This window comes from Mesorhizobium sp. M7A.F.Ca.MR.176.00.0.0, from assembly GCF_004023165.1.
Taxonomy (GTDB): Bacteria; Pseudomonadota; Alphaproteobacteria; order Rhizobiales; family Rhizobiaceae; genus Mesorhizobium.
The window spans coordinates 11,354-34,479 of record NZ_RZTC01000020.1 but is presented as its reverse complement, the minus strand read 5'-3'; the positions used below and the strand labels follow the sequence as shown (position 1 = coordinate 34,479).

The 23,126-nt window shown below is 62.0% G+C and carries 22 protein-coding genes and 1 pseudogene; 8 read left to right on the top strand and 15 right to left on the bottom strand.

Features of this window, described 5'->3' with window-relative positions; genetic code table 11:
• Nucleotides 1–7: 7 nt before the first annotated feature.
• Complete coding sequence (locus EOB59_RS09625; RefSeq protein ID WP_023811001.1) at nucleotides 8–334, bottom strand: DUF883 family protein; 327 nt, start codon at nucleotides 332–334, stop codon at nucleotides 8–10.
• A gap of 127 nt (nucleotides 335–461) precedes the next feature.
• Nucleotides 462–1,223 (bottom strand): Crp/Fnr family transcriptional regulator, encoded by a 762-nt coding sequence (locus tag EOB59_RS09620; RefSeq protein WP_127269632.1) that lies wholly within the window; start codon nucleotides 1,221–1,223, stop codon nucleotides 462–464.
• Between the two features lie 147 nt (nucleotides 1,224–1,370).
• Here EOB59_RS09620 and EOB59_RS09615 point away from each other — a divergent pair, with 147 nt between their 5' ends.
• Nucleotides 1,371–1,742, top strand: a complete 372-nt coding sequence (locus EOB59_RS09615) for a response regulator (protein WP_127269631.1) — start codon at nucleotides 1,371–1,373, stop codon at nucleotides 1,740–1,742.
• 13 nt (nucleotides 1,743–1,755) lie between these two features.
• On the opposite strand, the gene EOB59_RS09610 is transcribed toward EOB59_RS09615, so the two are convergent.
• Together EOB59_RS09610 and EOB59_RS09605 are read right to left on the bottom strand one after the other, a co-directional pair.
• Entirely contained in the window at nucleotides 1,756–2,307 is a 552-nt protein-coding gene (locus EOB59_RS09610; protein ID WP_013529285.1) for an RNA polymerase sigma factor, read from the bottom strand.
• A 3-nt stretch (nucleotides 2,308–2,310) separates the two neighbouring features.
• Nucleotides 2,311–2,514 (bottom strand): NepR family anti-sigma factor, encoded by a 204-nt coding sequence (locus tag EOB59_RS09605; RefSeq protein ID WP_127269630.1) that lies wholly within the window; start codon nucleotides 2,512–2,514, stop codon nucleotides 2,311–2,313.
• Nucleotides 2,515–2,730: 216 nt separating this feature from the next.
• On the opposite strand from EOB59_RS09605, the gene EOB59_RS09600 reads away from it, so the two are divergent.
• The 6 genes from EOB59_RS09600 (at nucleotide 2,731) to EOB59_RS09575 (ending at nucleotide 6,258) form a co-directional block, all read left to right on the top strand.
• Entirely contained in the window at nucleotides 2,731–3,525 is a 795-nt protein-coding gene (locus tag EOB59_RS09600; RefSeq protein WP_023810997.1) for a response regulator, read from the top strand.
• Nucleotides 3,526–3,793: 268 nt separating this feature from the next.
• Complete coding sequence (locus tag EOB59_RS09595; protein WP_013529282.1) at nucleotides 3,794–3,961, top strand: DUF1328 domain-containing protein; 168 nt, start codon at nucleotides 3,794–3,796, stop codon at nucleotides 3,959–3,961.
• A gap of 178 nt (nucleotides 3,962–4,139) precedes the next feature.
• A complete protein-coding gene (locus EOB59_RS09590; RefSeq protein WP_164748875.1) occupies nucleotides 4,140–5,171 on the top strand; it encodes a sensor histidine kinase in 1,032 nt (343 codons plus the stop codon).
• Nucleotides 5,168–5,482: a hypothetical protein gene (locus EOB59_RS36105; RefSeq protein WP_236383520.1), complete on the top strand. Its 315-nt coding sequence runs from the start codon at nucleotides 5,168–5,170 to the stop codon at nucleotides 5,480–5,482. Before EOB59_RS09590 ends, EOB59_RS36105 begins: the two co-directional genes overlap by 4 nt.
• A gap of 120 nt (nucleotides 5,483–5,602) precedes the next feature.
• Nucleotides 5,603–5,929, top strand: a complete 327-nt coding sequence (locus EOB59_RS09580; protein WP_127267715.1) for a hypothetical protein — start codon at nucleotides 5,603–5,605, stop codon at nucleotides 5,927–5,929.
• 83 nt (nucleotides 5,930–6,012) lie between these two features.
• Entirely contained in the window at nucleotides 6,013–6,258 is a 246-nt protein-coding gene (locus tag EOB59_RS09575; protein WP_023810994.1) for a membrane lipoprotein lipid attachment site-containing protein, read from the top strand.
• 96 nt (nucleotides 6,259–6,354) lie between these two features.
• Here EOB59_RS09575 and EOB59_RS09570 read toward each other — a convergent pair whose 3' ends face one another.
• The 4 genes from EOB59_RS09570 to xylF all read right to left on the bottom strand — a co-directional run bounded on the left by EOB59_RS09570 (nucleotide 6,355) and on the right by xylF (nucleotide 11,458).
• Complete coding sequence (locus EOB59_RS09570) at nucleotides 6,355–7,983, bottom strand: CHASE domain-containing protein (RefSeq protein ID WP_128288238.1); 1,629 nt, start codon at nucleotides 7,981–7,983, stop codon at nucleotides 6,355–6,357.
• Nucleotides 7,984–8,110: 127 nt separating this feature from the next.
• Nucleotides 8,111–8,911 (bottom strand): ATP-binding cassette domain-containing protein, encoded by an 801-nt coding sequence (locus EOB59_RS09565; RefSeq protein ID WP_127267717.1) that lies wholly within the window; start codon nucleotides 8,909–8,911, stop codon nucleotides 8,111–8,113.
• 11 nt (nucleotides 8,912–8,922) lie between these two features.
• Nucleotides 8,923–10,275 (bottom strand): sugar ABC transporter permease, encoded by a 1,353-nt coding sequence (locus tag EOB59_RS09560; protein WP_128288237.1) that lies wholly within the window; start codon nucleotides 10,273–10,275, stop codon nucleotides 8,923–8,925.
• Nucleotides 10,276–10,417: 142 nt separating this feature from the next.
• On the bottom strand, nucleotides 10,418–11,458 hold the full coding sequence (gene xylF / locus EOB59_RS09555; RefSeq protein WP_128288236.1) for a D-xylose ABC transporter substrate-binding protein: 1,041 nt from the start codon (nucleotides 11,456–11,458) through the stop codon (nucleotides 10,418–10,420).
• 270 nt (nucleotides 11,459–11,728) lie between these two features.
• Here xylF and EOB59_RS09550 point away from each other — a divergent pair, with 270 nt between their 5' ends.
• A complete protein-coding gene (locus tag EOB59_RS09550; protein WP_127809088.1) occupies nucleotides 11,729–12,976 on the top strand; it encodes an ROK family protein in 1,248 nt (415 codons plus the stop codon).
• Between the two features lie 16 nt (nucleotides 12,977–12,992).
• Here EOB59_RS09550 and phoB read toward each other — a convergent pair whose 3' ends face one another.
• The 7 genes and pseudogenes from phoB to EOB59_RS09515 form a co-directional block, all read right to left on the bottom strand.
• The gene (gene phoB / locus EOB59_RS09545) at nucleotides 12,993–13,682 is read right to left on the bottom strand and encodes a phosphate regulon transcriptional regulator PhoB (RefSeq protein ID WP_010911896.1); all 690 of its coding nucleotides are present in this window, start codon (nucleotides 13,680–13,682) and stop codon (nucleotides 12,993–12,995) included.
• Between the two features lie 16 nt (nucleotides 13,683–13,698).
• Nucleotides 13,699–14,406, bottom strand: a complete 708-nt coding sequence (phoU, locus tag EOB59_RS09540; RefSeq protein WP_127267720.1) for a phosphate signaling complex protein PhoU — start codon at nucleotides 14,404–14,406, stop codon at nucleotides 13,699–13,701.
• A 26-nt stretch (nucleotides 14,407–14,432) separates the two neighbouring features.
• Nucleotides 14,433–15,257: a phosphate ABC transporter ATP-binding protein PstB gene (gene pstB, locus EOB59_RS09535; protein WP_127267721.1), complete on the bottom strand. Its 825-nt coding sequence runs from the start codon at nucleotides 15,255–15,257 to the stop codon at nucleotides 14,433–14,435.
• A gap of 17 nt (nucleotides 15,258–15,274) precedes the next feature.
• On the bottom strand, nucleotides 15,275–16,591 hold the full coding sequence (gene pstA, locus EOB59_RS09530; RefSeq protein ID WP_128288235.1) for a phosphate ABC transporter permease PstA: 1,317 nt from the start codon (nucleotides 16,589–16,591) through the stop codon (nucleotides 15,275–15,277).
• Nucleotides 16,588–18,054, bottom strand: a complete 1,467-nt coding sequence (gene pstC, locus EOB59_RS09525) for a phosphate ABC transporter permease subunit PstC (protein WP_128288234.1) — start codon at nucleotides 18,052–18,054, stop codon at nucleotides 16,588–16,590. Before pstC ends, pstA begins: the two co-directional genes overlap by 4 nt.
• Before the next feature lie 96 nt (nucleotides 18,055–18,150).
• Nucleotides 18,151–19,179: a substrate-binding domain-containing protein gene (locus EOB59_RS09520; protein ID WP_127271977.1), complete on the bottom strand. Its 1,029-nt coding sequence runs from the start codon at nucleotides 19,177–19,179 to the stop codon at nucleotides 18,151–18,153.
• Between the two features lie 509 nt (nucleotides 19,180–19,688).
• Nucleotides 19,689–23,126: pseudogene (locus EOB59_RS09515) on the bottom strand (PAS domain S-box protein); the annotation flags it as partial.

Sequence of the window (23,126 nt, the reverse complement as noted above, 5' to 3'; positions counted from 1 at the left end):
AGCGCGACTAGCGACGCGCGATGAGCGCGAATAGGAAGCCTACGCCGGCGGCGATCGCCAGTGACGTCACCGGCTTTTCACGCACGCTTGCCATCATCTGCGCTTCGATGTCCTTGGCATTGCTGCGCAGGCTGTCAAAGGCTGCTTCGCCCTGCGCACGCAACTGCTCGACCCCTTCCGTGGCTGCGCGGCGCGCGGTGCCATAGCCATGCTCGCCGGTCTTGGCCAGTTGTTTGGTGAGCTTGTCGATGTCGGCCTTCAACTGCCTGATGTCGGCTTCCAGGTCCGCATTTGCACGGGCGTCGTTTGCGGTCTTTCCTGCGGCAGTGGCCATGGCTTAACTCCTTGTGATTGCTTGGTTTCAAACGCACTGCGCGTCTCAAGGTTCCGGCATCGGGGACAAAGTAGCCGAAAACGCATCGGCGCGCACCCGGTCCGCCGGCTCCGGCAAAACACGCTCCTCAGATTAATGGCCGGCGCGCTTCACCCAGCCCTTCCCAGCCGGCGAGCCGCTTGAGCCCTTCATTGTCGGAAACCACGCAGCCGCCGTCGCGCCAGACGATCAGCTTGCGATCCATCAGCTTGCGGATCGTCTTGTTGGTGTGAACCAGCGACAGGCCAAGCGTATCGGCGATGTGCTGTTGCGTGATCGGTATCTGGACGGATTGGTTGCCATTCAGTCCGACAACCTTGGCGCGGCTGCCGATGAAGGCAATGAGATAGGCAGCGCGCTCGATCGCACTGCGGCGCCCGAGGCTGAGCAGATTCTCGTCCAGCATCCGCTCTTCACGCGATGCGATCCAGGTGATGTCATAGGCCAGCCCGGGATGATTACGGTACAGCTCATGCAGATATTCGCGCTCGAAAACACACAGCAGCATCGGCGACAGTGCCTCCACGGAATGCTGCATCTCGCCCATCACACTGCCTTGCAGGCCAATCAGATCACCGGGCATGAGATAGTTGAGAATCTGGCGGCGGCCGTCCAGCAACAGCTTGTAGCGAAACGCCCAGCCGGAGAGCACCGTGTAGAGATGGGCGCTATGGCTTCCCTCCACCAGCACCGTGCCACCCTTTTCGACTGCGAGTTCGCCCTTCTTGAATTTGCTGATGAAGGCCAGTTCCTGTTTTTCGAAATCGCGAAAAATCGGCAACGGCCGCAATGGGCAGTTCTCGCAAGGATATTGGCGGCTGGAGAAAGCGCTATTGTTCTGAACCGACATTTCGACCCCCCTTCGAAAGCCGCTCTTGGAGAGCGCGTTTCAACGCGTTGCAAGGATTGAGGTTCCGCCCGCTTGCCACATGTCTTTTTTAAATGACAGCAAGCGAATTAGCGATCATGACTCCGGCGTTTCAAGGAGTCTTTGCCTGTGCCCACATTGCTCGACGGATTGCGGATTCTGGTCCTGGAGGACGAATTTCTGATCGCCATGGACGTCGAGCAGCTTTGCCGCGACCATGGCGCCGATGAGGTGGTGATCGCCCGTGACCTGACCGAGGTCGATGGCCGCGAGGTCGCCACGCGATTCGATGCAGCCATTGTCGACTTGATGCTGGGCGGCGCCTCAACCATCGATTTCGCCTCCGGGCTGCGCGCGGCAGGCATACCTTTCGTGTTTGCGTCGGGCTATTCGGATGTCGATGAAATCAAGGCATCGTTTCCGGGCGTCAGGCTGGTTGGCAAACCCTATTCGGGTGAAGACCTCGTGCAAGCGGTCGCCGCGGCCTGCGGACGCGCTTGAAACACGATCGCGGTCAGCTCGCCGGCGAGCTCGTTACCTGGGCCGAAATTGCGTCCGGACCATACTCGTCCTCGCCTGATATTTTCAGGATCTCCTGCAAGCGCGTACGGGCTCGGCTGACGCGGCTCTTGATCGTTCCCACCGCGCAACCGCAGATCTCGGCGGCCTCCTCGTAGGAGAAACCAGATGCGCCGATGAGGATGATGGCTTCGCGTTGGTCCTCCGGCAATTGCTCCAGGGCGCCGCGAAAATCCTTCAGGTCGAGTTGGCCGTGCTGGGCCGGATGAACGGCAAGCCTGGCCGTCATGATACCGTCGCTGTCCTGCACTTCGCGCCCGCGCTTGCGCATCTGCGAATAGAACTCGTTGCGCAGGATGGTGAAAAGCCAAGCCTTGAGATTGGTGCCGGGCTGGAAGCTCTCATGCTTGTCCCAGGCCTTGACGAGCGTTTCCTGGACGAGGTCGTCGGCTTTGTCGGCATTTTGCGTCAGCGACACGGCGAACGCGCGCAGACTTGGGATTGCCCCAAGCAGATCGGTCTTGAAGCCTTGTGAGACCGCGGCCATGCCTCAGTCCTTCTTCTGTGCGGGTTCAGCCCGTTCCAGCTGGCTAAGCAACTGGGAAAAGCGATCCGGCACATCGTCGGAGACCAGCGCGTCGTAATATTGTTTGAGTTTGCGTCCGATTTCGGAGTTCGGCCCAAGAGCGTCACCAGAACCGTTCCGGCGCCTGCTCTCGGCGCCAGCCAGAATATCTTTCGTCATATCCTTCATTTTGCCCTTGTATTCCCAGCGCTCAAACCGCTCTTATCATACTCAACACAACGCAAGCGGCGCCCTCGTCTGGTTGCCCATCCCGACCCCAAACGCCCCTCCCCGGTATTTGTTCCGTCGAGGCGGAACTTTTTCTAAAAATCCGCGTTATCGTCAGGGCTTGCAGTCAGCTTGACCTGCTACGCATTCACGTCATTCTGAGGGAGACGTCTTACCATGAGCTTATCCGCCACCATCGCACCACATCTGCCCTTCCTGCGCCGCTTCTCGCGGGCTGTTTCCGGGTCGCAAGAGAGTGGTGATGCGCTGGTAGCCGCGATGCTCGAGGCCATCATCGCCGATATCGAGATATTTCCCGAAGCATCGAGCGACCGCATCGCGCTGTACAAGGTTTTCGCCAAGCTGTTCACATCGGTCGCCATCCGCGTTCCACAGGAGCAGGCGCAATCGGCGTGGGAACAGCGCACCGCCGCCAATCTGAATGCAATTGCACCACGGCCCCGTCAGGCGTTCCTGCTCGTGGCTGTCGAAGGCTTTAGTGAGGACGAAGCGGCTGAGATCCTCGACGTCGGCGACCAGGAGTTTTCAGAGCTGCTTGCCCAGGCGAGCAACGAGATATCCCGCCAGGTGGCAACCGACGTTCTGATCATCGAGGATGAACCGCTGATCGCCATGGATATCGAAGAAATGGTCGAGAGCCTCGGGCACCGGGTCGTTGGAACGGCGCGCACCCATGCCGAGGCAGTGATGATGTTCGGCAAGACACGGCCGAAGATGGTGCTGGCCGACATCCAGCTTGCCGACGGCAGTTCCGGCATCGAGGCCGTGAACGAGATCCTGTCATCGACGTCGGTGCCGGTCATCTTCATCACCGCCTTCCCCGAGCGCCTGTTGACTGGCGAGCGACCGGAACCGGCCTTCCTGGTCACCAAGCCGTTCAATCCCGACATGGTCAAGGCGCTGATCAGCCAGGCACTGTTTTTTGACCGGCAGGCGAAAGCAGCCGCATAGTCGCGAATTGAGGAGTGGAGGAATTGAGGAATTGAAGGCGATAGCCTCGCTCGCCGATTTCTCCAGATCATCAAAATCGTCAATTCATCAATTCCTCAATTCTTCAATTCTTCACTTCGGGCCGCCTGATCCACGCATCGGGCAGTGAGGGCGAATTTCCTGCGCGTCCGGCTGCCGAACGATTTGCAAGCTCGGTCTTTTTCGGCAAAGGGTGGGAACAAACCGCAACCACCCACGTTTTTATCGCATCATTCGAAGGAGATGCATCATGCTTTACTGGGCGCTCGTATTTCTCGTCGTTGCGATCATCGCCGGCGCGCTTGGTTTCGGCGGCATCGCCGGTACATCTGCCGGCATAGCGCAGATATTGTTTTTCATCTTCCTCGCTTTCCTGGTCATTTCGCTTCTTGCGGGCCTGTTCAAAAGGGCTTCGTAAAGACGGACGGCCGAACACTGGAAGCCGCACCCCTCAAACGGTTTCCAGCCACCGCCGGGCGGTGTCCTTCAAAGGACGCCGTCCGGCGGACCGTTTTTTGGCGGCGGGTTCGGGAAACCTCTTTGGAACCCATTCACCGGTGAGCCGTTCGGCCTGAATTGGGTGGACAGTTTGGCCGATGGGTTCCAGGACCGGAAACAGGAAGGACGACGTGCAAAGCGATGAAGTCATCGCCCTCCATCCTGCCGAAAGCGGCATGCAACTCGGCCGCGCCCTTCTTCACGCGTTGCACAATGCCGGCATTTCCGTTCTCTACCAGGATCGCGAGATGAAAACCGTATGGGCGCGCAACATGCGTGCGCCCTGGGTTTCGGACACCGCCGACAGCATCGGTATTCTGCCGGAGGCGCAGGCCGACCGCATCGGCGCGGCCAAGCGCGACGTCATTGCATCCGGCAACCCCCAACGTCTCGAGATCAGCGTTCCCGTCGAGGATGGCAGCCGCTGGTTTGAGGTCTGGATCGATGCCGACCACGGCGACGGCGGCACGGTGCAAGGCGTCGTCACCACGATGGTCGAGACGACCGAGCAGAAGCGCCGTGAGCAGACCCTGACGACGCTGTTGCGGGAGGTGAGCCATCGCTCGAAAAACCTGCTGGCGATCATCCAGAGCATAGCCACCCAGACCGGTCGCTACTCCGACAGCATCGGCGATTTCCTGACACGTTTTCGCGGCCGGCTGCAATCGCTGGCTTCGTCCCAGGATCTCGTGACCTCTTCCAACTGGCGGGGCGCCGCACTTCGCGAACTCGTATCGGGCCAGGTGGGCCGCTACGGCGGCGATCCGGTTCGCAGCCTGAGGTTTCAGGGGGCCAACCCCTATCTCAATCCCAACGCTGCCCTGCATATCGGCCTTGCGATGCATGAACTCGCCGTCAATTCGGTGAGCTATGGCGCCCTGTCGCGGCCCGATGGATTCGTCAATGTTACAGCCAACCTGACCGCCGCCGACACGGGAACCTCCCTGTCGTTGACATGGGCCGAGGCAATCGGAGCCAGTGATGTCAGGCGTAGCGAGAAGCGCTTCGGCAGCGTCGCACTCGAACGGGTCGTGCCGGCGTCACTGAACGGAACGGCGACGCTCGAAATCGCGGCTGGCCGTCTCGAGTACCGCCTTGTCGTTCCACACGGCAATTTCGAGACGGATTGAGCGACCCGAGCTTTCTTAACCAGCTGTTCACCATAAAAGCAGATGCTGTTTTTCCCAGATACCGCTGGAACCTGTTGCATCACCGAACATTTCCGCAGCAGGATTTGCAGCATGGTGCGGGAGGGAATGCCTTGACGGTCGCCGATATGAACAGACTGGAGCAGGCCGCCCGGATTTCCATGGGCGAGTTTGAGGACTCCGAGTCATCCGCGCCACCGCTGGCCCCTGTCCCCAACGGAGCCTTGCGCCTTGTTGCGTTGGCCTTGGTGGCGGTGATCGTGGTGGTCGCCCTGTACCAACTGGTCTATTGAGGCCAGCTCGTTTCGGCCGGCGACAGAATCAATTGTCGCCGTCTTATTTCCCTGCCCGGCCAGCGCGCCAGGAACTTTGGCTGATGTGGACCGTTACTATGGCGAGAGGACTTTCCCGCCATGGAACATATCGCTGCATTGCTGCTGGTCATCGGTTGCTCGAACACGATGGCCGACTGCCGTGAACTCCAGGTGCCCGTCAGCATTTTTGCGACCGCCGAGCAATGTGTGGCCGAGCGCCCATTCGTCTTGGGCGACGTGCAAGGGCAGGCTGATCACATCGTCGCCAAATGTCTTGCCGTCGATCCGGTGCTTGAAGACGACTATGATCAGATCGTCTGGAACGTGCGCGCCGATGGTACGCTTGACGCTTCTTTGGCAATTTCCAGCCTGGTAATGGCGTCGAACGCGGCAGGCCCAGAAAAAGACTATCTTCACCAACAATAGATTGCAGCAGCAAAGGCCGTCATTTCATGCTAAATGGCAGCTGGAGCTTTACCAAGTGAGGACAAAAAGTGAGGAGTGACTCTATGCGGAAGATGATTATTGCCCTGGTTGCGGTGGTTGCCGTCAGCGGCTGCACCTCGACCGAACAGGACGTGGTTGGCGGCGGCTTGATCGGCGCCGGTGTCGGCGGCTTGGTCGGCGGCGGCAAGGGCGCGCTGATCGGCGCGGCCGTTGGCGCCGGTTCCGGCCTGCTGGTGCGCAATCTGCGCAACGGCTATTGCCAATATCGCGATCATCGCGGCCGGATCTACACGGCTCGCTGCAACTGATTCGGCGATAATCGAAACGTCGATCCGGAGGCTGGTCCGCTGGCCTTCGGATTTTTCATGTCCGGACGCTTGATCCTTTTCGGGAGAAGGTCGCGCTCAATTGGCGAGTGGAATTTTGATTTCCACGTTCAGCCCATTGGCCTGGTAGTCGCGCTTGATCGTACCGCGTAATTCGCGCGTCACGTTGAGATCGATCAGCTTGGTGCCGAAGCCGGTTTCGGCGGGAGCTTCGAGTTTCTTCTGCCCGTTTTCGCGCCAGTTCAGGGCCAGCGTCCTGTCGCGCCCACGCCCTTCCAGAGACCAATCCACTTTCAGTGCCCCCACGGAATTGCCGGCTTCGCCGTATTTCAGCGCATTCGTCGCCAGTTCGTGGAAGGTCAGGCCGAGCGCTTGCGTCGTGGTTTCGTCAAGCAGCACCTGCGGCCCTGACAGCAGCCCCTCGGGCAACTCCTTGCCGAACACCTGGCCGAGTTCGATGCGCAAGAGATCGCCAAGATCGGCCTTCTGCCAGCGAGAGCGCGTCAGCATGTCCTGGGACGCTGCCATCGCCTGCAGCCTGGCCGAGAAAGATGCGGAAAACTCGTTGACGTCGGTAGCCCGCGATGCCGTCTGGCGCGCGATCGCCAGCACCCTGGTGATCGAATTCTTGATGCGATGCTTCATCTCCTGCAGCATCAGGTCTTTTTCGATCAGGCTCTTTTCCGTGGTTTCGTGCAACCGCGACGCTGCCTCATAGGCCCGCTCCTGATATCGCGCCACCAGCGCGATGGCGCCCGCCAACAGCAGGCCGAATAGCCCCAGCATCACCGGAATGGCGCGCGACGACGGCTGCGAGAAGGCGCTTGTCGGCCGGAACAGGACAGTCCATGGCCGTCCGGCGACGATGATCTTTCGGGTGACCAGCAGCCTGTCCCCGAAAGTCGAAGCCGGCGGCGTCTCCGACCGGAACAGCAGATTGTCGCCGCTCACGGCACCATCGCCGTCATAGATTTCGGTGTTGACCGGCAGTAGCGGCGACCGGCTGAGCGCGGTCTGGAACAGATCGCGAGCCCGGAAGGCCGCATAGAGAAAACCTGATGTCGAGGATCTCGAAGCATTGATGACGTCGGGAGCGGTTTCGACATTGAGCCGCACGAAAACGAAGAAGCCGGTGAACGTCTGCGAGGCGCCCGTGTCCTGGCCCAGTTGCACCAACCCGCTGGCGTGCTGCTGGTCGTCGGACATCGCCTTTTCGATCGCCACACGCCGCATCGATTCGCTGAACATGTCGTAGCCGATGGCGGCTTGGTTGGATGGATCCAGCGGTTCGAACAGCACGATAGGGGTACGCCAGGGTTGCGTGGTATCCGGGTAGATTGGATGACTGACGCCATAATCGTGCAGCATATCGCGTTCGACCGTCGCCTCGTCGCCCGTCTTTGCCAGCCTGAGGAAACCGATGCCGCGCAAGCCGGCGAAATTCTTGTCGACATCGAGCGCGTTGAAGAACGCCTTGAACTCATTGCGAGAAATATCGCCATTGCGGGCGTCGAACAGGGCCTGCGTCGAGCGCAGCAGCGACAGATGCAGGTCGATGCGGCTCTCGATCCGGTTGAGCGCGTCGTCGGCAGTCGCCTCGAACTTGATGCGCGCGGCTTCCTGTGTGGCGAAATAGGCGAAACCTGCCATCACCATGCTGATTAGTGCGACGGCGATAAAGGCGATGATCGGGAAAAGCTTCTTCAACGGATCGTGCGGTCCCTGAGCGATATCGGACCTTTATGGGCAAGTCGCCGTGCCAACACAATGCCAAGGCCAAGCCATCCTTACGGCTGGCATATCACGTGTCCGGCAACGGCGAGCTGGCTTGATCTCAGGCTGCGATCTTCAGCGCGCCCGGTCCTGGAATGGCGCCCGGCGGGCATTTGCCAAGAATGATCATCCCCAGCACCTCGTCCTGGGTGACATCGGTGGTGCGGGCGGTGCCAACGACCTGGCCGTTCTTCATGACGCAGACCCGGTCGGCAAGCTCGAACACATCGTGGATGTCGTGGCTGATCAGGAAGATGCCGATGCCATCGGACTTGAGCTGCTTGACCAGTTCGCCGACCTGCGCCGTTTCCTGCGGACCAAGCGCCGCCGTCGGCTCGTCCATGATCAGGATGCGGGCGTTGAACAGGATCGCACGCGCGATCGCCACCGATTGCCGCTGGCCACCCGACAGCTTGATCACCGGCTCCTTGAAGCGCTGGAAGCGGGGATTGAGCCGACCCATCACCTTGCGCGCCTCGGCCTCCATGGCAACGTCGTCGAGCGTGCCCCAGGCGGTCATCAGCTCGCGGCCGAGGAACAGATTGGCGGCGGCGTCGACATTGTCGGCCAACGCCAGCGTCTGGTAGATCGTCTCGATGCCGTATTTCTTGGCGTCGCGTGGATTGGAGATCGATGCCTCCTCGCCGTTGACGAAGATCTGGCCCGAATCGCGCTTGTAGGCGCCGGACAGGATCTTGATCAATGTCGACTTGCCGGCGCCATTGTGGCCGAGCAGCGCCACGACCTCGCCGGGGAAAAGATCGATCGAGGCGTCGTCAACGGCGCGGATGCCGCCAAACGCGATCGAGATGTTCCTCATGTCGATCAGCGCGGTGGCTGCAGGAGCAGTCTTGTCATTCATGGCATGCCCTCCTAGACGCGCTTGCGATAGACGGTGTCGAGCCACACGGCGATGACCAGTACGGCCCCGACGACGATGCTCTGCAGCGGCGAGTCGACGCCGAGCAGCACCATGCCGGACTGCAGCGACTGCATCAGCAGCGCGCCCAGCATGGCGCCGATGATCGTTCCCGATCCGCCGGCAAGCGACGTGCCGCCGATCACGGCGGCTGCAATGACGAGCAGTTCGTCGAGCGTTCCAAGCACGTTGGTGGCCGAATTCTGCCGGGCCGAGGAGATCGCCGCGGCAATCGTGGCCAGCACGCCCATGATCATGAACACCTTCATGGTGATCCATCGCGTGTTGATGCCGGCGAGATTAGCCGCCTCGGGATTGCCGCCGATGGCGAACACATAGCGGCCGAAACGGGTGCGGTTGGTGATGAAGGTCATCACCAGCCCGACGGCGACAGCCATCAGCACCGGTATGGCGATACCGTGGGCGATGAACAGGCCGCCTTCGGGAACGGTGATGTTGTTGGCGGCCGCATATCTGTTCACGATGCCGATCGGCCAAGGGTAGGAGTTGGCGAGCCAGACCGCACCCATGATGGCGCTGCAGGTGACGACTCCAAGCAGCGCCTCGGCCCAGATCGGACGTAGCGGAAACCGGAAACGCTTGCGCTGCACCCGCCCGTTGAACAGCCCAAACACCACGGCGAGGCAGGCGACGATCCCAACGACCCAGCTCCAGGTCGCGCCGATCGATCCCGCCGGCCCACCGCCCATCAGCTGAAAAGTGGCGTTAAGCGGCGCCACGGTCTGGCCTGACGTGACCCACCAGGCGGCACCGCGCCAGACCAGCAGGCCGCCCAGCGTCACGATAAAGGCGGGCACTTCGAGATAGGCGATGACGAAGCCTTGAAAAGCGCCGATCAACAGGCCGAGCGCCAGGCCGATGACCAGTGCCAGGACCCAGATCCACGGGTTGCCGAGTTCGAGCCCGACAAAGCGCACCAGGAAATGCACCTGGGCAAATCCCATCACCATGCCGATCAGGCCCTCGGCGGAACCGACCGACAGGTCGATGTTGCGCATGACGATGACCAGCACCATGCCGCAGGCCATGATGGCAACCGCGGATGTCTGCACCGACAGGTTCCACAGATTGCGCGGCGTGAGAAAGGTGCGGCTGTCGAAATCGAGCGGATTGACGCCAAGGCGCAGGCTGGAAATGACATGCAGCCCAATCCAGATGACCAGCAGCGCGCCGATCATGCCGAGCATGCGGGTGTCGATCTCGGTCGCCTTCAGGAACCGGGCGACGGCGCCGAGTTCCGACGCGCGCGCCGTATCGGTCTGCGGGTTTGACGTCGTATCGGTCATGGTTTCCTCCCACCGGCTGGCCGTCTGACGCGCATGCCGGAGCCCAGCCTAGAAGCTATCCGCATGATGCGGAAACAGAATTCTTTGAGAAAACGCCGCGGCTTTTGGGCCGCGGCGTTCAGATATTGCAAAGTGGTACGGATCAGTTGCAGGCCGCGACGCTGCCGGCGGCGACACCCGCGCAGACTTCGTCCTTCTTGATCCAGCCGGCGTCGATGACGACGTTGAGATTGTCCTTGGTGATGGCAACCGGGGTCAGGAACAGCGACTTGACGGTGTTGCCGCCCGGCGTCGTGAAGTCCTTGGCGCCGGCGATGTCGCTCGTCTTCTTGCCGTCGGCCAGTTGCGAGGCGATCTCGGCGGCATTCTTGCCGAGCTCCCGCGCGTCCTTCCACACCGACACGGTTTGCGTGCCGAGGGCGATGCGGTTCAGCGCGGCGTGGTCGCCGTCCTGACCCGAGACCGGCACGGTGCCGGCCAAGCCTTGAGCCGTCAGCGCCGCGACGACGCCACCGGCAGTGCCGTCATTGGCCGCGACCACCGCGTCGACCTTGTTGTCGTTGGCGGTCAGGAACTGCTCCATGTTCTTCTGGGCGTTGGCGGGCAGCCAGCCATCCGTGTAGGCTTCGCCGACATTCTTGATCTTGCCGCTGTCGATGGCTTCCTTGAGCACTTCCATCGAGCCCGAGAACAGGAAGTCGGCATTGGGATCGGCACCGGAGCCCTTGATGAAGACGTAGTTGCCTTCCGGCTTGACCTTGAACACTTCGCGGGCCTGCATGCGGCCGACTTCCTTGTTGTCGAAGGTCAGATAGAAGACGTCCTTGTTCTCGATCAGCCGGTCATAGCCGACGACCGGAATGCCTTCGTCCAGCGCCTTCTGCACGGCCGGGCCGATGGCCGAAGCGTCCTGCGCCAGGATGATCAGGGAATTGGCGCCCTGCGAGATCAGGCTTTCGACATCGGTAAGCTGCTTGCCGGGATTGGACTGCGCATCGGCGGAGATGTACTTGTCGCCAGCGGCCTCGATCGCCGTCTTCATGGCGGCTTCGTCGGTCTTCCAGCGTTCTTCCTGGAAGTTGGACCACGAAACGCCGACGACCTTGTCCTTCGCCTGCGCGACAGACGCGAGCGTCAGCGACATGGCGGCACCCGCCAGGATGGCGGCCGTGAATCTTTTCATATTATCCTCCCTGCGCCGCGTATGGCGCGACCAAACTGACCCGAGGGCCGGCACAGAGGCTCTATTTTTTCGAGCCTCGAAAAAATACTGGGCCAACGCCCGAACGCTGTCAACATCGATTCTGATGGATTTTGATGTCATTTCGAGTTTTTTTCGAGTCTCGGAATAAATAAATGACACGGCCTGCAGCTTCTGCCAGTATTTACCGGCGTCACCGACAGCGTTCCAGGGGCAGGAGGAACCGCAGCGACCGGGAGGATATGAAAGAACATGTCGGTCGGAATCCGCCACGACGATCTGCGCCGCCGCAACCGCGCCATGGTGATCGCGGCAGTGCGCCGCGCCGGACAGCCGTCGCGAACCGAGATCGCCGCGACCACAAGCCTCAGCCATTCGACCATCTCGGCGATTTCAGCGGACCTGATCGTCGAAGGCATCCTGACCGAAAGCAAGCCGAGCGAGGCCGGCTCACTCAAACGCGGCCGGCCGCAGGTCGGCCTCAGTCTCAATCCGGAAGCGGCCGCGGTAATGACCGTGGTGCTGTCGCTGAACTTCCTCTCCGTCGCCGTCATCGACTATGCCGGCCAGGTAATATCCGAGGAACAGCGCCGGCTGGACACGCTGACGATGTCGCGCGAGTCGCTGATCGGGGAATGCACGGCCATCGTGCGGCGCCGCCTGGCAGATCCCGACCTGGACGTGCGCAGCATCGCCCGCATCGCGCTGGCCATCCAGGGCATCACCGACACCCGTGCCCGCGCCATGCTGTGGTCGCCGATCACGCCGCACACCGACATCGCCTTCGCTGACATATTCGAAGACCAGTTCGGCATCCCTGCCATAATGGAGAACGACTGCAACATGATGGCGGTGGCGCTGCGCTGGCGCGACCCCGATCGTTACCGCGACGATTTCATCGCTATCCTTTTGTCGCACGGCATCGGCATGGGACTGGTGCTGAAGGGCGAATTGTTCACCGGCACCCATTCTTCGGGCGGCGAATTCGGCCACATGATCCATCGGCCGAACGGCGCGCTATGTCGCTGCGGACGGCGCGGCTGCGTCGAAGCCTATGCGGGCAATTACGCCATCTGGCGCAACGCCAGGCAGATGGGCGAGGATGCAGAACCCGTTGCCGATGTCAGCGACGCCGACATGCGCGCCCTGGCTGCCGCGGCCCGCGAAGGTGACGGACCCGAACGGGAAGCCTATCGCAAGGCCGGCGAAGCGCTCGGCTACGGCCTCGGCAGCCTGTTCGCGCTGATCGATCCGGCGCCGGTCGCCATGGTCGGTGTCAGCGCCGCCGCCTTCGACCTGATCGAGCCGGCATTGCGGCAAGCGATTGCCCAGACCGCCGGCGGCCAGCATTCCAAATCGATTTCCTTCGACACCGAGCCGAACGAACTGCCGCTGATCCGCGAGGGCTGCGCCATGCGGGCGCTGATCTTCGTCGATCAGGAGATTTTTGCGCCGGGCGTGCAGGCGAGATCCGGTTTCGGCGGCAAGAACGTGGCGTGAGTTCAAACGAGGGAGTTCAGTCCTCTCGGATGGCGTATCCGGCCCCACGGATCGTGCGGATGACATCAGGCATACGGCCATTGTTGACCGCCTTGCGCAGCCGGCCGACATGCACGTCGACCGTGCGCTCGTCGATGTAGATCGTCTCGCCCCAGACATTGTCGAGCAGCTGGCTGCGCGAGAACACGCGGCCTGGATGGCGCATCATGAATTCGAGCAGGCGGAATTCCGTCGGCCCAAGCCGGATCTCGCTCTTCTTGCGATAGACACGGTGCGACTCGCGATCGAGCACGATATCGCCGACCTTTAGCACGCTGGACAGCACTTCCGGCTTGGCCCGGCGCAGCAGCGCCTTGACCCTGGCCATGAACTCTGGCGTCGAGAAGGGCTTGACCAGATAGTCGTCGGCGCCGGTCGACAGGCCGCGCACGCGGTCGCTTTCCTCGCCTCGCGCGGTCAGCATGATGATCGGCAGCCGCTCGGTCTCGGGACGCATTCGCAGGCGCCGGCAGAGTTCGATGCCCGAAACCGCAGGCACCATCCAGTCGAGCACCAGAAGATCGGGAACGTTCTCCTGCAGCCGGATTTCGGCCTCATCGCCGCGCGTCACCACCTCGACCTGGTAACCTTCGGATTCAAGATTGTAGCGGAGCAGCACGCCTAGCGGCTCCTCATCCTCCACCACCATGATGCGTGGTGCGATCATCGGCTGGTCACCCCTGTTATGCCGCTGGCGCGGACATTGCCGTCTCGTCCTGCTTCGGACGATTGGCTGGCAGCTGCGTGCCGGTCAAAACATAGTAGGCATTTTCGGCGATGTTGGTCACGTGGTCGCCGATCCGCTCGAGGTTCTTGGCGCAAAACAACAGGTGCGTGCACGCCGTGATGTTGCGGGGATCTTCCATCATGTAGGTCAGCAGCTCGCGGAACACCGAGGTGTATTTGACGTCGATGCGTTCATCATTGTTTCTGAGCGTGGCAAGCGCTGCCGCGTCAGCGGCGGCATACTCGTCGACGACCCCCTGCACCTGGATCAGCACCAGCTGCGCCATCGCGTCGATCGAATGCGAAAGATCGTGCGGCGTGACGCTCAGCCCGACAGTGCCGACGCGCTTGGCGATGTTCTTGGCAAGGTCGCCGATGCGCTCGAGGTCGCCGGCCATGCGGATCGAACCGACCACCGCACGCAGATCGTTGGCCATTGGCTGGCGCTTGGCGATCAGCGTGATGGCGCGATCGTCCAGCTCGCGCTGGCGGGCATCCATGATGGCATCGTCGGAAACCACGCGCTGCGCCAGCGCATTGTCCGAATTGAGCAAAGCCTTGGTCGAGCCACTGACCATCGAGCGGGCGAGATCGCCCATGTCGCGGATCAGCTGGCTGATCTGCTCCAGATCCTCATCGAAAGATGCAACGGTATGTTCACCCATGATCTTCGTCCCTCATATGCCTGAGCTCAGCCGAACCGGCCGGTGATGTAGTCCTGGGTGCGTTTGTCGTCGGGGGTGGTGAACATCTTGTCGGTGGCGCCCTCCTCGACCAGATAGCCTAGATGGAACATCGCGGTGCGCTGCGACACGCGCGCTGCCTGCTGCATCGAATGGGTGACGATGACGATCGTATAGTTCTGGCGCAGTTCGTCGATCAGTTCCTCGACGCGAGCAGTGGCGATCGGGTCGAGCGCCGAACACGGTTCGTCCATCAGGATCACCTCGGGTGACACGGCGATGGCGCGTGCAATGCACAGACGCTGCTGCTGGCCACCGGAAAGACCCGTGCCAGGTTCCTGCAAACGGTCCTTCACCTCGTTCCAGATCGCCGCCTTCTTCAAGCTCGACTCGACGATCTGATCCATGTCGGCCTTGCGCTTGGCCAATCCGTGGATGCGCGGGCCATAGGCGACGTTCTCGTAGATCGACTTGGGGAACGGATTGGGTTTCTGAAACACCATGCCGACGCGCGCCCTGAGTTCAACGACATCGATGTTCTTGTCGTAGATGTCTTCTTCGTCGAGCGTTATCTTGCCGGTTACCCGCGCGGAATCGATGGTGTCGTTCATGCGGTTGAGGCAACGCAGGAAGGTCGACTTGCCGCAGCCGGAGGGGCCGATCAGCGCCGTCACCTGATTCAGGCGGACGTCGAGATTGACATCGAACAGCGCCTGCTTCTCGCCATAGAACACGCCGACCTTGTCGCCGCGCATTTTGATCACTTCGTTCGACTTGGCGTTCATCTTATCGCCCACTGCATTTTCAAGGGACTGTTCGGTCATGATGTTCATACCAAAATGCCTTTTTTCTACCAGCGCCGCTCGAACCGACGCCGAAGCACGATCGCGGTGATGTTCATGGCCATGAGGAAGACGAGCAGGATGATGATCGCGCCCGACATGCGCTCGACGAAGGCGCGCTCGGCCTCGTTCGCCCACATATAGATCTGCACCGGCAGCGCGGTGGCCGGATCGAAAGGCGTCGTCGGTGGATCGGCGACGAAGGCGACCATGCCGATTAGCAGCAGGGGCGCGGTTTCACCGAGCGCACGCGCTAGACCGATGATGGTGCCGGTGAGGATGCCGGGTGCGGCAAGCGGCAGGATGTGCTGGAACACCATCTGCATCTTGGAGGCGCCAAGACCGAGAGCCGCCGAGCGGATCGACGGCGGCACCGCGGCAAGTGCAGCGCGCGTCGCGATGATGATCGTCGGCAGCGTCATCAGTGTCAGCACCAGGCCGCCGACGAAAGCGGCGGAGCGCGGCATGCCCAGGAAATTGATGAACACCGCGAGGCCGAGCAAGCCGAAGACGATTGACGGCACCGCTGCCAGATTGTTGATGTTGACCTCGATAAGGTCGGTGAAACGGTTCTTCTTGGCAAACTCCTCCATATAGATGGAGGCGGCGACGCCGATCGGCAGCGCCAGGAGCAACACGATTACCATCATATAAAACGAGCCGATGATCGCCACGCCCATGCCCGAGGTTTCCGGGCGGCTGGAGGCGCCGTAGGTGAACAGGCCGCTGTTGAAGTGCTCGGCCATCGCGCCCTCGGCCTTGAGCTTGTTCATCCAGGTGATCTGCTGGTCCGAGACCTTGCGTCGCGCTTCCTCGACACTGAGGTCGATCTGGCCCTTGAAAGCCGAGTCGAGATTGGCGGCGGCGAGGATGTTGACGTTGCGTGTCGTGCCGATCACGGACGGATCGGCGGCAACGATGTCGCGCAACTGGACGCGGGCGCCTTCCGACAGGAAGCCCTTGAGCTTCTGGATCATCGGCTTGTCATCAGGAGAGATGCCGAGCTTGGCCACAAGCGCGTTTTCGGCGAGCCTGGGATAATTTGCCTTGATCAGAACGCTCGGATCGGTTGCACGCTTGCCGGAAGGATCGATCACCTTCTCGTCGAACGAGATCGGCAGTGATACCGTCGTCTGCCAGAAGGCGGTGTAGCCTTTCGAGACGATGGTGATCAGCATGATTGCCAGGAACGCCAGGCCTACGGAAATCGCCACGACGCCATAGATGCGGAAACGGCGTTCGGCGGCGTAACGGGCCTTCAGGCCGATGTCGCGGCGCGGATGGGCCGCCGCCCTGACCATCGTATCCATGGAAATGTCGGTCATTCGTACTGCTCCCGATATTTGCGCACGATGTAGAGCGCGACGATGTTCATCACCAACGTCAGCGCGAACAGCGTCAGGCCGAGTGCGAAGGCGACCAGCGTCTGCGGCGAATTGAACTCGAGGTCGCCGGTGAGCTGGTTGACGATCTTGACGGTGATGGTCGTCATCGCCTCGAACGGGTTGACGGTGAGGTTGGCGGCGACGCCCGCCGCCAGCACGACAATCATCGTTTCGCCGATGGCGCGCGAGGCGGTCAGCAGGATGGCGCCGACGATGCCGGGCAGTGCAGCCGGCAGGATCACCCGCTTGATCGTCTCGGAGCGGGTCGCGCCGAGGCCAAGCGACCCGTCGCGCATGGCGCGCGGCACCGCGGTTATGATGTCGTCCGAAAGAGAGGACACGACCGGGATCAGCATGACGCCCATGACCAGGCCGGCGGTGAAGATGCTCTGGCCCTGGATGAAGGGCGAACCGCCGGTCAGCGCCGCGGACAGGTCGCGCAGGAACGGCCCAAGCGTGACGACGGCGAAGATGCCGTAGACGATGGTCGGTATGCCGGCCAGCAGTTCAAGCGCCGGCTTGACCACCGAGCGCACCTTGGGCGTTGCATATTCGGCCATGTAGACAGCCGACATCAGCCCGACCGGCACCGCAACCAGCAGCGCGACGGCGGCGATGTAGAGCGTGCCCGCAAGAAGCGGGATCAGGCCGAATTGGCCCTGGCTGCCGCCCGAACCGGCAGCGGCAAAACGCGGATCCCAGACGGTGCCGAAGAAGAAACTCATCGGCGAGACGCTTTCGAAGAAGGTGATCGTCTGGAACAGCATCGAAAGCACGATGCCGATGGTGGTCAGGATGGCGATGGTGGAGGCGGCAAGCAGCCCCCACAGCATCAGCCTCTCGACATTGTTGCGGGCCCTGGCGCGCGGCTCGATCTGCCTGAGCGCATAGAAGGCGCCGGCGATCGAGGAAACGAGAATGACAATGGCGCCGAACAGGCCGAGCCGGTCCTGGACCTTGTTCGCCTCGATGGCGATCGGGATCATGTAATCCTGCGTGTCGCTCGCCAGTGCCACACCCTTGGCGGCGAGCAGCGGCTGCAGCTCGGCAAAGCTGGCCGGCATTGCGGCCAGTGTGCCTGCATCGAGTTTGCGCAGGCCCCTGGCGAGGCTCTTTACCAGGCTGACATCCAGTGCCTCACTGGCAACCTTGCTGTCGACGGTGCGCTCGGGCAAGGCAGTGTGAATGTGTCGGTCCAGATAGACGGAAGACCCGACGGTCCAGACGGCAAGCAGCAAAAGAGCAGGCAGAACGGCGAGCAGGAAGGCCCACCAGCCATGATAGTGGGCGCGCGAATGCGGCTTGACCTTGCCATTGTCCTGGGCCGCGGCACGTTGCCGACCGATGAAAAAGGCAACCAGGCCGACGGCAACGACGATGGCCAGTACGAGCAAGGACGACATGGACCCACCCCAAGAGAAATTCTTACGCAGCCGCCATTGCGGCCTGCGATGAAACCGGGGCGCGGGATTTGGCCCGCACCCCGGTTCGGCAGCTGATTACATCGACTTTCCGGCGGCGAAAGCGTCACGCTGGGCCTGACGCTCGGCATCCGGAGCCGCAACGAGGCCGTATTCGGCGAGCGGGCTTTCCGGGCCAACCATCTGGTCGTCAAGGAAGAACTCGACATATTCCTTGAGGCCGGGAACGACGCCCAGATGCGCCTTCTTGACGTAGAAGAACAGCGGGCGCGAGACGGGATACTTGCCGCTGGCGATCGTCTCGGTCGAAGGCACGACGTCTTCCACGGTGGCGACCTTCAGCTTGTCGGCATTGTTCTCATAGAAGGCGAGGCCAAACACGCCGACGCCGGTCTTGTTGGAGTCGATGCGGGCGAGCGTCTCGGTATAGTCGCCATCGATGTCGACGGCCTTGCCGTCCTTGCGGATGGCGATGCAGGTTTTGCCGATTTCCTTGTCGTCGGCAATGCCGGCGGCCTTGAGAGCAGCCTTGTCACAGCCGGCATCGAGAAGCTTGGTCTCGAACACTTCGCGCGTGCCATGCTTTTCGCCCGGAATGTAGGCGGCGATGTCCCAGTCGGGCAGCTTCGGATTGACCTGGCTCCACTTGGTGTTCGGATTGTCGACGAGCTTGCCGTCGACGACCAGCTTGGCCGCGAGCGCCTTGTAGATGTCGGCGGGAACCAGCGCCCAATCCGGGCCCTTGATGTCGGTGGCGAAGACGATGCCGTCATAGCCGATCCGGACTTCCTGGACTTCCTTCACGCCGGCGTCGGCGCAGGACTTGAGTTCGTCCGCCTTGATCGGACGCGACGAATTGGCGATGTCGATGGTGTCTTCGCCGACGCCCTTGCAGAATTCCTTGATGCCCGCGCCGCTGCCGCCGGATTCGACGACCGGGGTCTTGAAGTTGGTGAATGTTTCGCCGAACTGCTCGGCGACGATCTTGGCATAAGGTAACACGGTCGATGATCCGGCGACCTGGATCTGGTCGCGCGCGGCGGCGAAGCCGGACGTCGCGGCGAGCGCAAGCGCAGCGGCCGACGCCGTATAGAGGAATTTCTTCATGTGGCCTGCTCCTGTTCGGAAGATGGTCTCTCGGCGCTCGTCAGTCGGCGCCCGCTGAGGCCAATAGCCTTCGATTATAACAGTCGCATGACAGTTTGATGTCACCCCGGTAACGCCTCATCGGGATGAGCAGAATGCCGCCTGGCCGGCACTCCCGACGCAGCCCCGCTTTGTCACCGGAATCAGGGACTTGCTCGATTCGGTCGAGGCTGGCCGGCGATTTGGGGATCAGCCGGCCTTTATGAAGAAAAGCCGGACGGGAGCGCGTTGCTCTCAGCCAGACGGTGTCGTGGCCGGGCCATCGCCGAAAACAGGTCCGTTGGGGTAGGTTGACGCTGTCTCATGCCGGCGGTCGCTGCTCCCGCCCGTAACTGGGAAGAGCGGAATTCGAATGTCGCCATTGTCTCGGCTGGATGCCGCCTTTCATATGGTGCGATCGCACCATAGTCTTGGCCGCTGACAGGGGCGCGAATCTTCGCCGTATTCCCGGTACTCGGGCAGAGCCGGCCTTACCCGGCGTTGCGCTGCGCCTGCCGGCTGGCGCCGACCCAGCGCTCGACCTTCTCGAGCAACGCCCGGGGACTGATCGGCTTGGGCAGATAGTCGTCCATGCCTGCCTCCAGGCAGCGCTCGCGGTCGCCCTTCAGCGCATGCGCGGTGACGCCGACGATCGGCACATGCGTGCCGGTTTCTTCCTCCAGCCGGCGAATGGCGGCGGTCGCTTCGAGACCGTTCATCTCCGGCATGGAGACATCCATCAGGATCATGCACGGGTTGAACCGGCCGAAGGCGTCGAGCGCCTTGCGGCCATTGCCGACGATCTCGAAACCATAACCGGTCTCGCCGAGGATCTGGGTGAACACCATCTGGTTCACCTCATTGTCCTCGGCCACCAGGATATCCAGCCTGTCGCCGCCAGCCGCCACCGGTGGCCTGGGGCGAATGGAGGGCGGCTGCAGCAGCGCCCGCTGTTCGGACGGCGCCGAGGGCTGCGGCCGCGTCACATTGCTCGCAGCGACGTCGGCTGCGAGCGGCTGCGCGTCGCTGCCGCTCGTGTTGTGGCGATGCCGCTGGATGGTGGCGACCAGCGTTTCCAGCAGCACCGAAGAGCGCGCCGGCTTGATCAGCTGGGCATCGATGCCAAGATCGCGATAGCTGGTGTTGGCGAGCGACTGGTCGACCGAGGTCAGCATGATGATCGGCGTGCCGGCAAGGCCGGCGGTGCTGCGCACGATCCGCGCCATTTCGGCGCCGCTCATTCCAGGCATCTGGTAGTCGAGCACGACGCAGTCGACCGGGACACCATAGGCAGCGGCGGCGATCAGCACCTTGAGGCCTTCGGCGCCGCTTTCGGCCGCGCAGGAATCGAACGTCCACGATGTCATCTGTTCGGTCAGGATGGCCCGATTGACGGCATTGTCGTCGACGATCAGTACACGCGCACCGGTCACGTCGATCGGCATGATGCGCTGTCCGTTCTGCTGTCCGGCCCTCGGCAGCGTCACCGTGAACCAGAAGGTCGAGCCCTTGCCTTCCGCACTTTCGACACCGATATCGCCGCCCATCAGCTCGACGAGCCGTGAGGTGATGGCAAGACCGAGGCCGGTTCCCTCGTGCCGCCTCGTCGAAGAGGTGTCGACCTGGCTGAATTTCTCGAACACCAGTTTCAGTTTTTCCTCGGGGATACCGATACCGGTATCGGTGACCGAGATCGTCAGCTTCGTTCCGGTTGGAACCCTCTCGCCGGTGACGTCGACCAGCACATGGCCTTCATCGGTGAATTTCACCGCGTTGCCGAGCAGGTTGGTGACGATCTGTCTGATACGGCCGACATCACCGACGAACAGGCTCTCGAGCCGAGGTTCGAGACGAACGATCAGCTCGAGGTCTTTTTCCTTGGCTCGTGTCGACACCAGCGTCGCCACATCTTCGATCGCCTCGGCCAGATTGAAGGGCGCCGGATCGAGCACCAGCTGACCGGCATCGATCTTGGAGAAGTCCAGGATGTCGTTGATGATGGTGAGCAGCGCATTGCCCGATTTCACGATGATGTCGGTAAACGTCTTCTGTTTCGGGTCGAGGTCCGATTTGGCCAGCAGCTCGGCCATGCCGAGCACGCCGTTCATCGGCGTGCGGATCTCATGGCTCATATTGGCGAGGAATTCCGACTTGGCGCGGTCGGCGAGCACGGCGCGCTGACGCGCTTCGCGTAGTTCCGCCTCTCGCATCTTCAGCTCGGTGATGTCGGTGGTCGAGCCGATCAGATAGAGCGAGCCGTCGGAGGCGATCATCGCGCCCTTGCGGGCGAATTGATGCCTGACGCTGCCGTCGGCCAACGTCACCGTCTCTTCGACCTCCTGGGTTTCGCCGGTGCGCAGCACGGCGAGGTCGCCATTGACGAAAGCCTCGCCATCCGGCCCGAAAATCTCGATGTCGGTCTTGCCGATAGCCTCTTCCTTGCTGAAGCCCGTGAGATCGGACCAGCCCTTGTTGACATAGAACTGCCGGAGATCGGAGCGCTTGGCGTAGATCGATACCGGCACGTTGTCGATCAGGCTGCGGAACACCTCGTTCTCGCGCATGCTTTCTTCCAGCGCACGCTCGCGCGCCTTGACGTCGGTGATGTCGGTGCTCGAACCGACCAGATGCACCGACCCGTCCAGCGTCACCAGGCGGCTCTTGCGCGTCATCAACTGCCGAACCGTACCGTCGCGATGGGTGACGGGTTCCTCGACCTCCTTGACGGCGCCCGTCACGACGACTTGCGTGTCGTCATGGCTGTAGCCATCGGCGTCCTGCGCACCGAACAACTGCCGGTCGGTGCGGCCGATGACATCCTCCTTGGCCAAGCCGGTGATCGCGCACCAGGCCTTGTTGACGAATTCTATGCTCAGGTCCTGCGCCTTGATGAAGGCGGCCACCGGCAACTCGTCCATCACGTGCCGGAACAGGTCGATCTGGCGCATCGAATCGCGCAATGCCGCCTCGCGGCTCTTGATCTCGGAGATGTCAACGCGAACACCGATGAAGGTGCCATCATCGGTCCGCATGTCGTAGACCTGGTACCAGCGGCCGTCGGGGTTATGACGCTCGTAGCAGGAATTGGGCAAGCGGTAGCGGGCGAGGATCGCATCCAGCCAGCGGTCATGGTCGCTGTCGTAGAGCTGGTCGACTTGTGGATCGCCGCTGTCGCGGAAATAGCCGTTCGCATGGCCCAGAACGAGTGCCTCGCGGAATGTGCAGCCGGGCTGCCATGCCGGCTTCAAGGCCGGCAGCGTATCCTGGATCTTGCGGTTGGCGAAAACGAACCTGTCGTCGCGATCGTAGATGATCACGGCGGCCGGCAAGGATTCCAGCACGCTGGCGAGATGCTTGCGCGCATCCTGCGCTTCCGTCTCGCGGCGCTTCATTTCGGAAATATCGAACAGGAAGCCGGCAACATAGTTGCGGCCGCTGGCCATGCCGACGCGGCTCTTCCTGACGATACGCGATCGGCTGGCGCCATCGACCTCGAAATTCTCTTCCACTTCGTACGGCCGCCCGGTCGAAAGGACCTCACCTTCGCTCTGCTCGAAAAGCGCGACAGCGTTCGCTGGGAGGAAATCGCCGCCGGGCTTGCCGAGCATGGCTTGCGGCGTCTGGCCAAACAGAGCCGCGAACGCCTCGTTGACGAAGACAAAGCGCAGATGGTCGTCCTTGACGAAGATCGGATCCTTGACGGCGTTGATCACCGCCTCCGCCAGCCGCGCCTTCTCCAGCGCGTCGGCAAGTTCGGCCTCCCGGTCCTTCATGTCGGTGACGTCGACATAGGAGATCAGCCGCTTGCCGCCGGCCAGCGGCGCCATCGACGAGATCAGGGTGCGGCCGTCATTGCGCGGGAACTGCCGCGCCGCGGCGATCCCGGCCCTGATTTCCGCCTCGCGCTCGGCGATATGCCGCTGCCATGA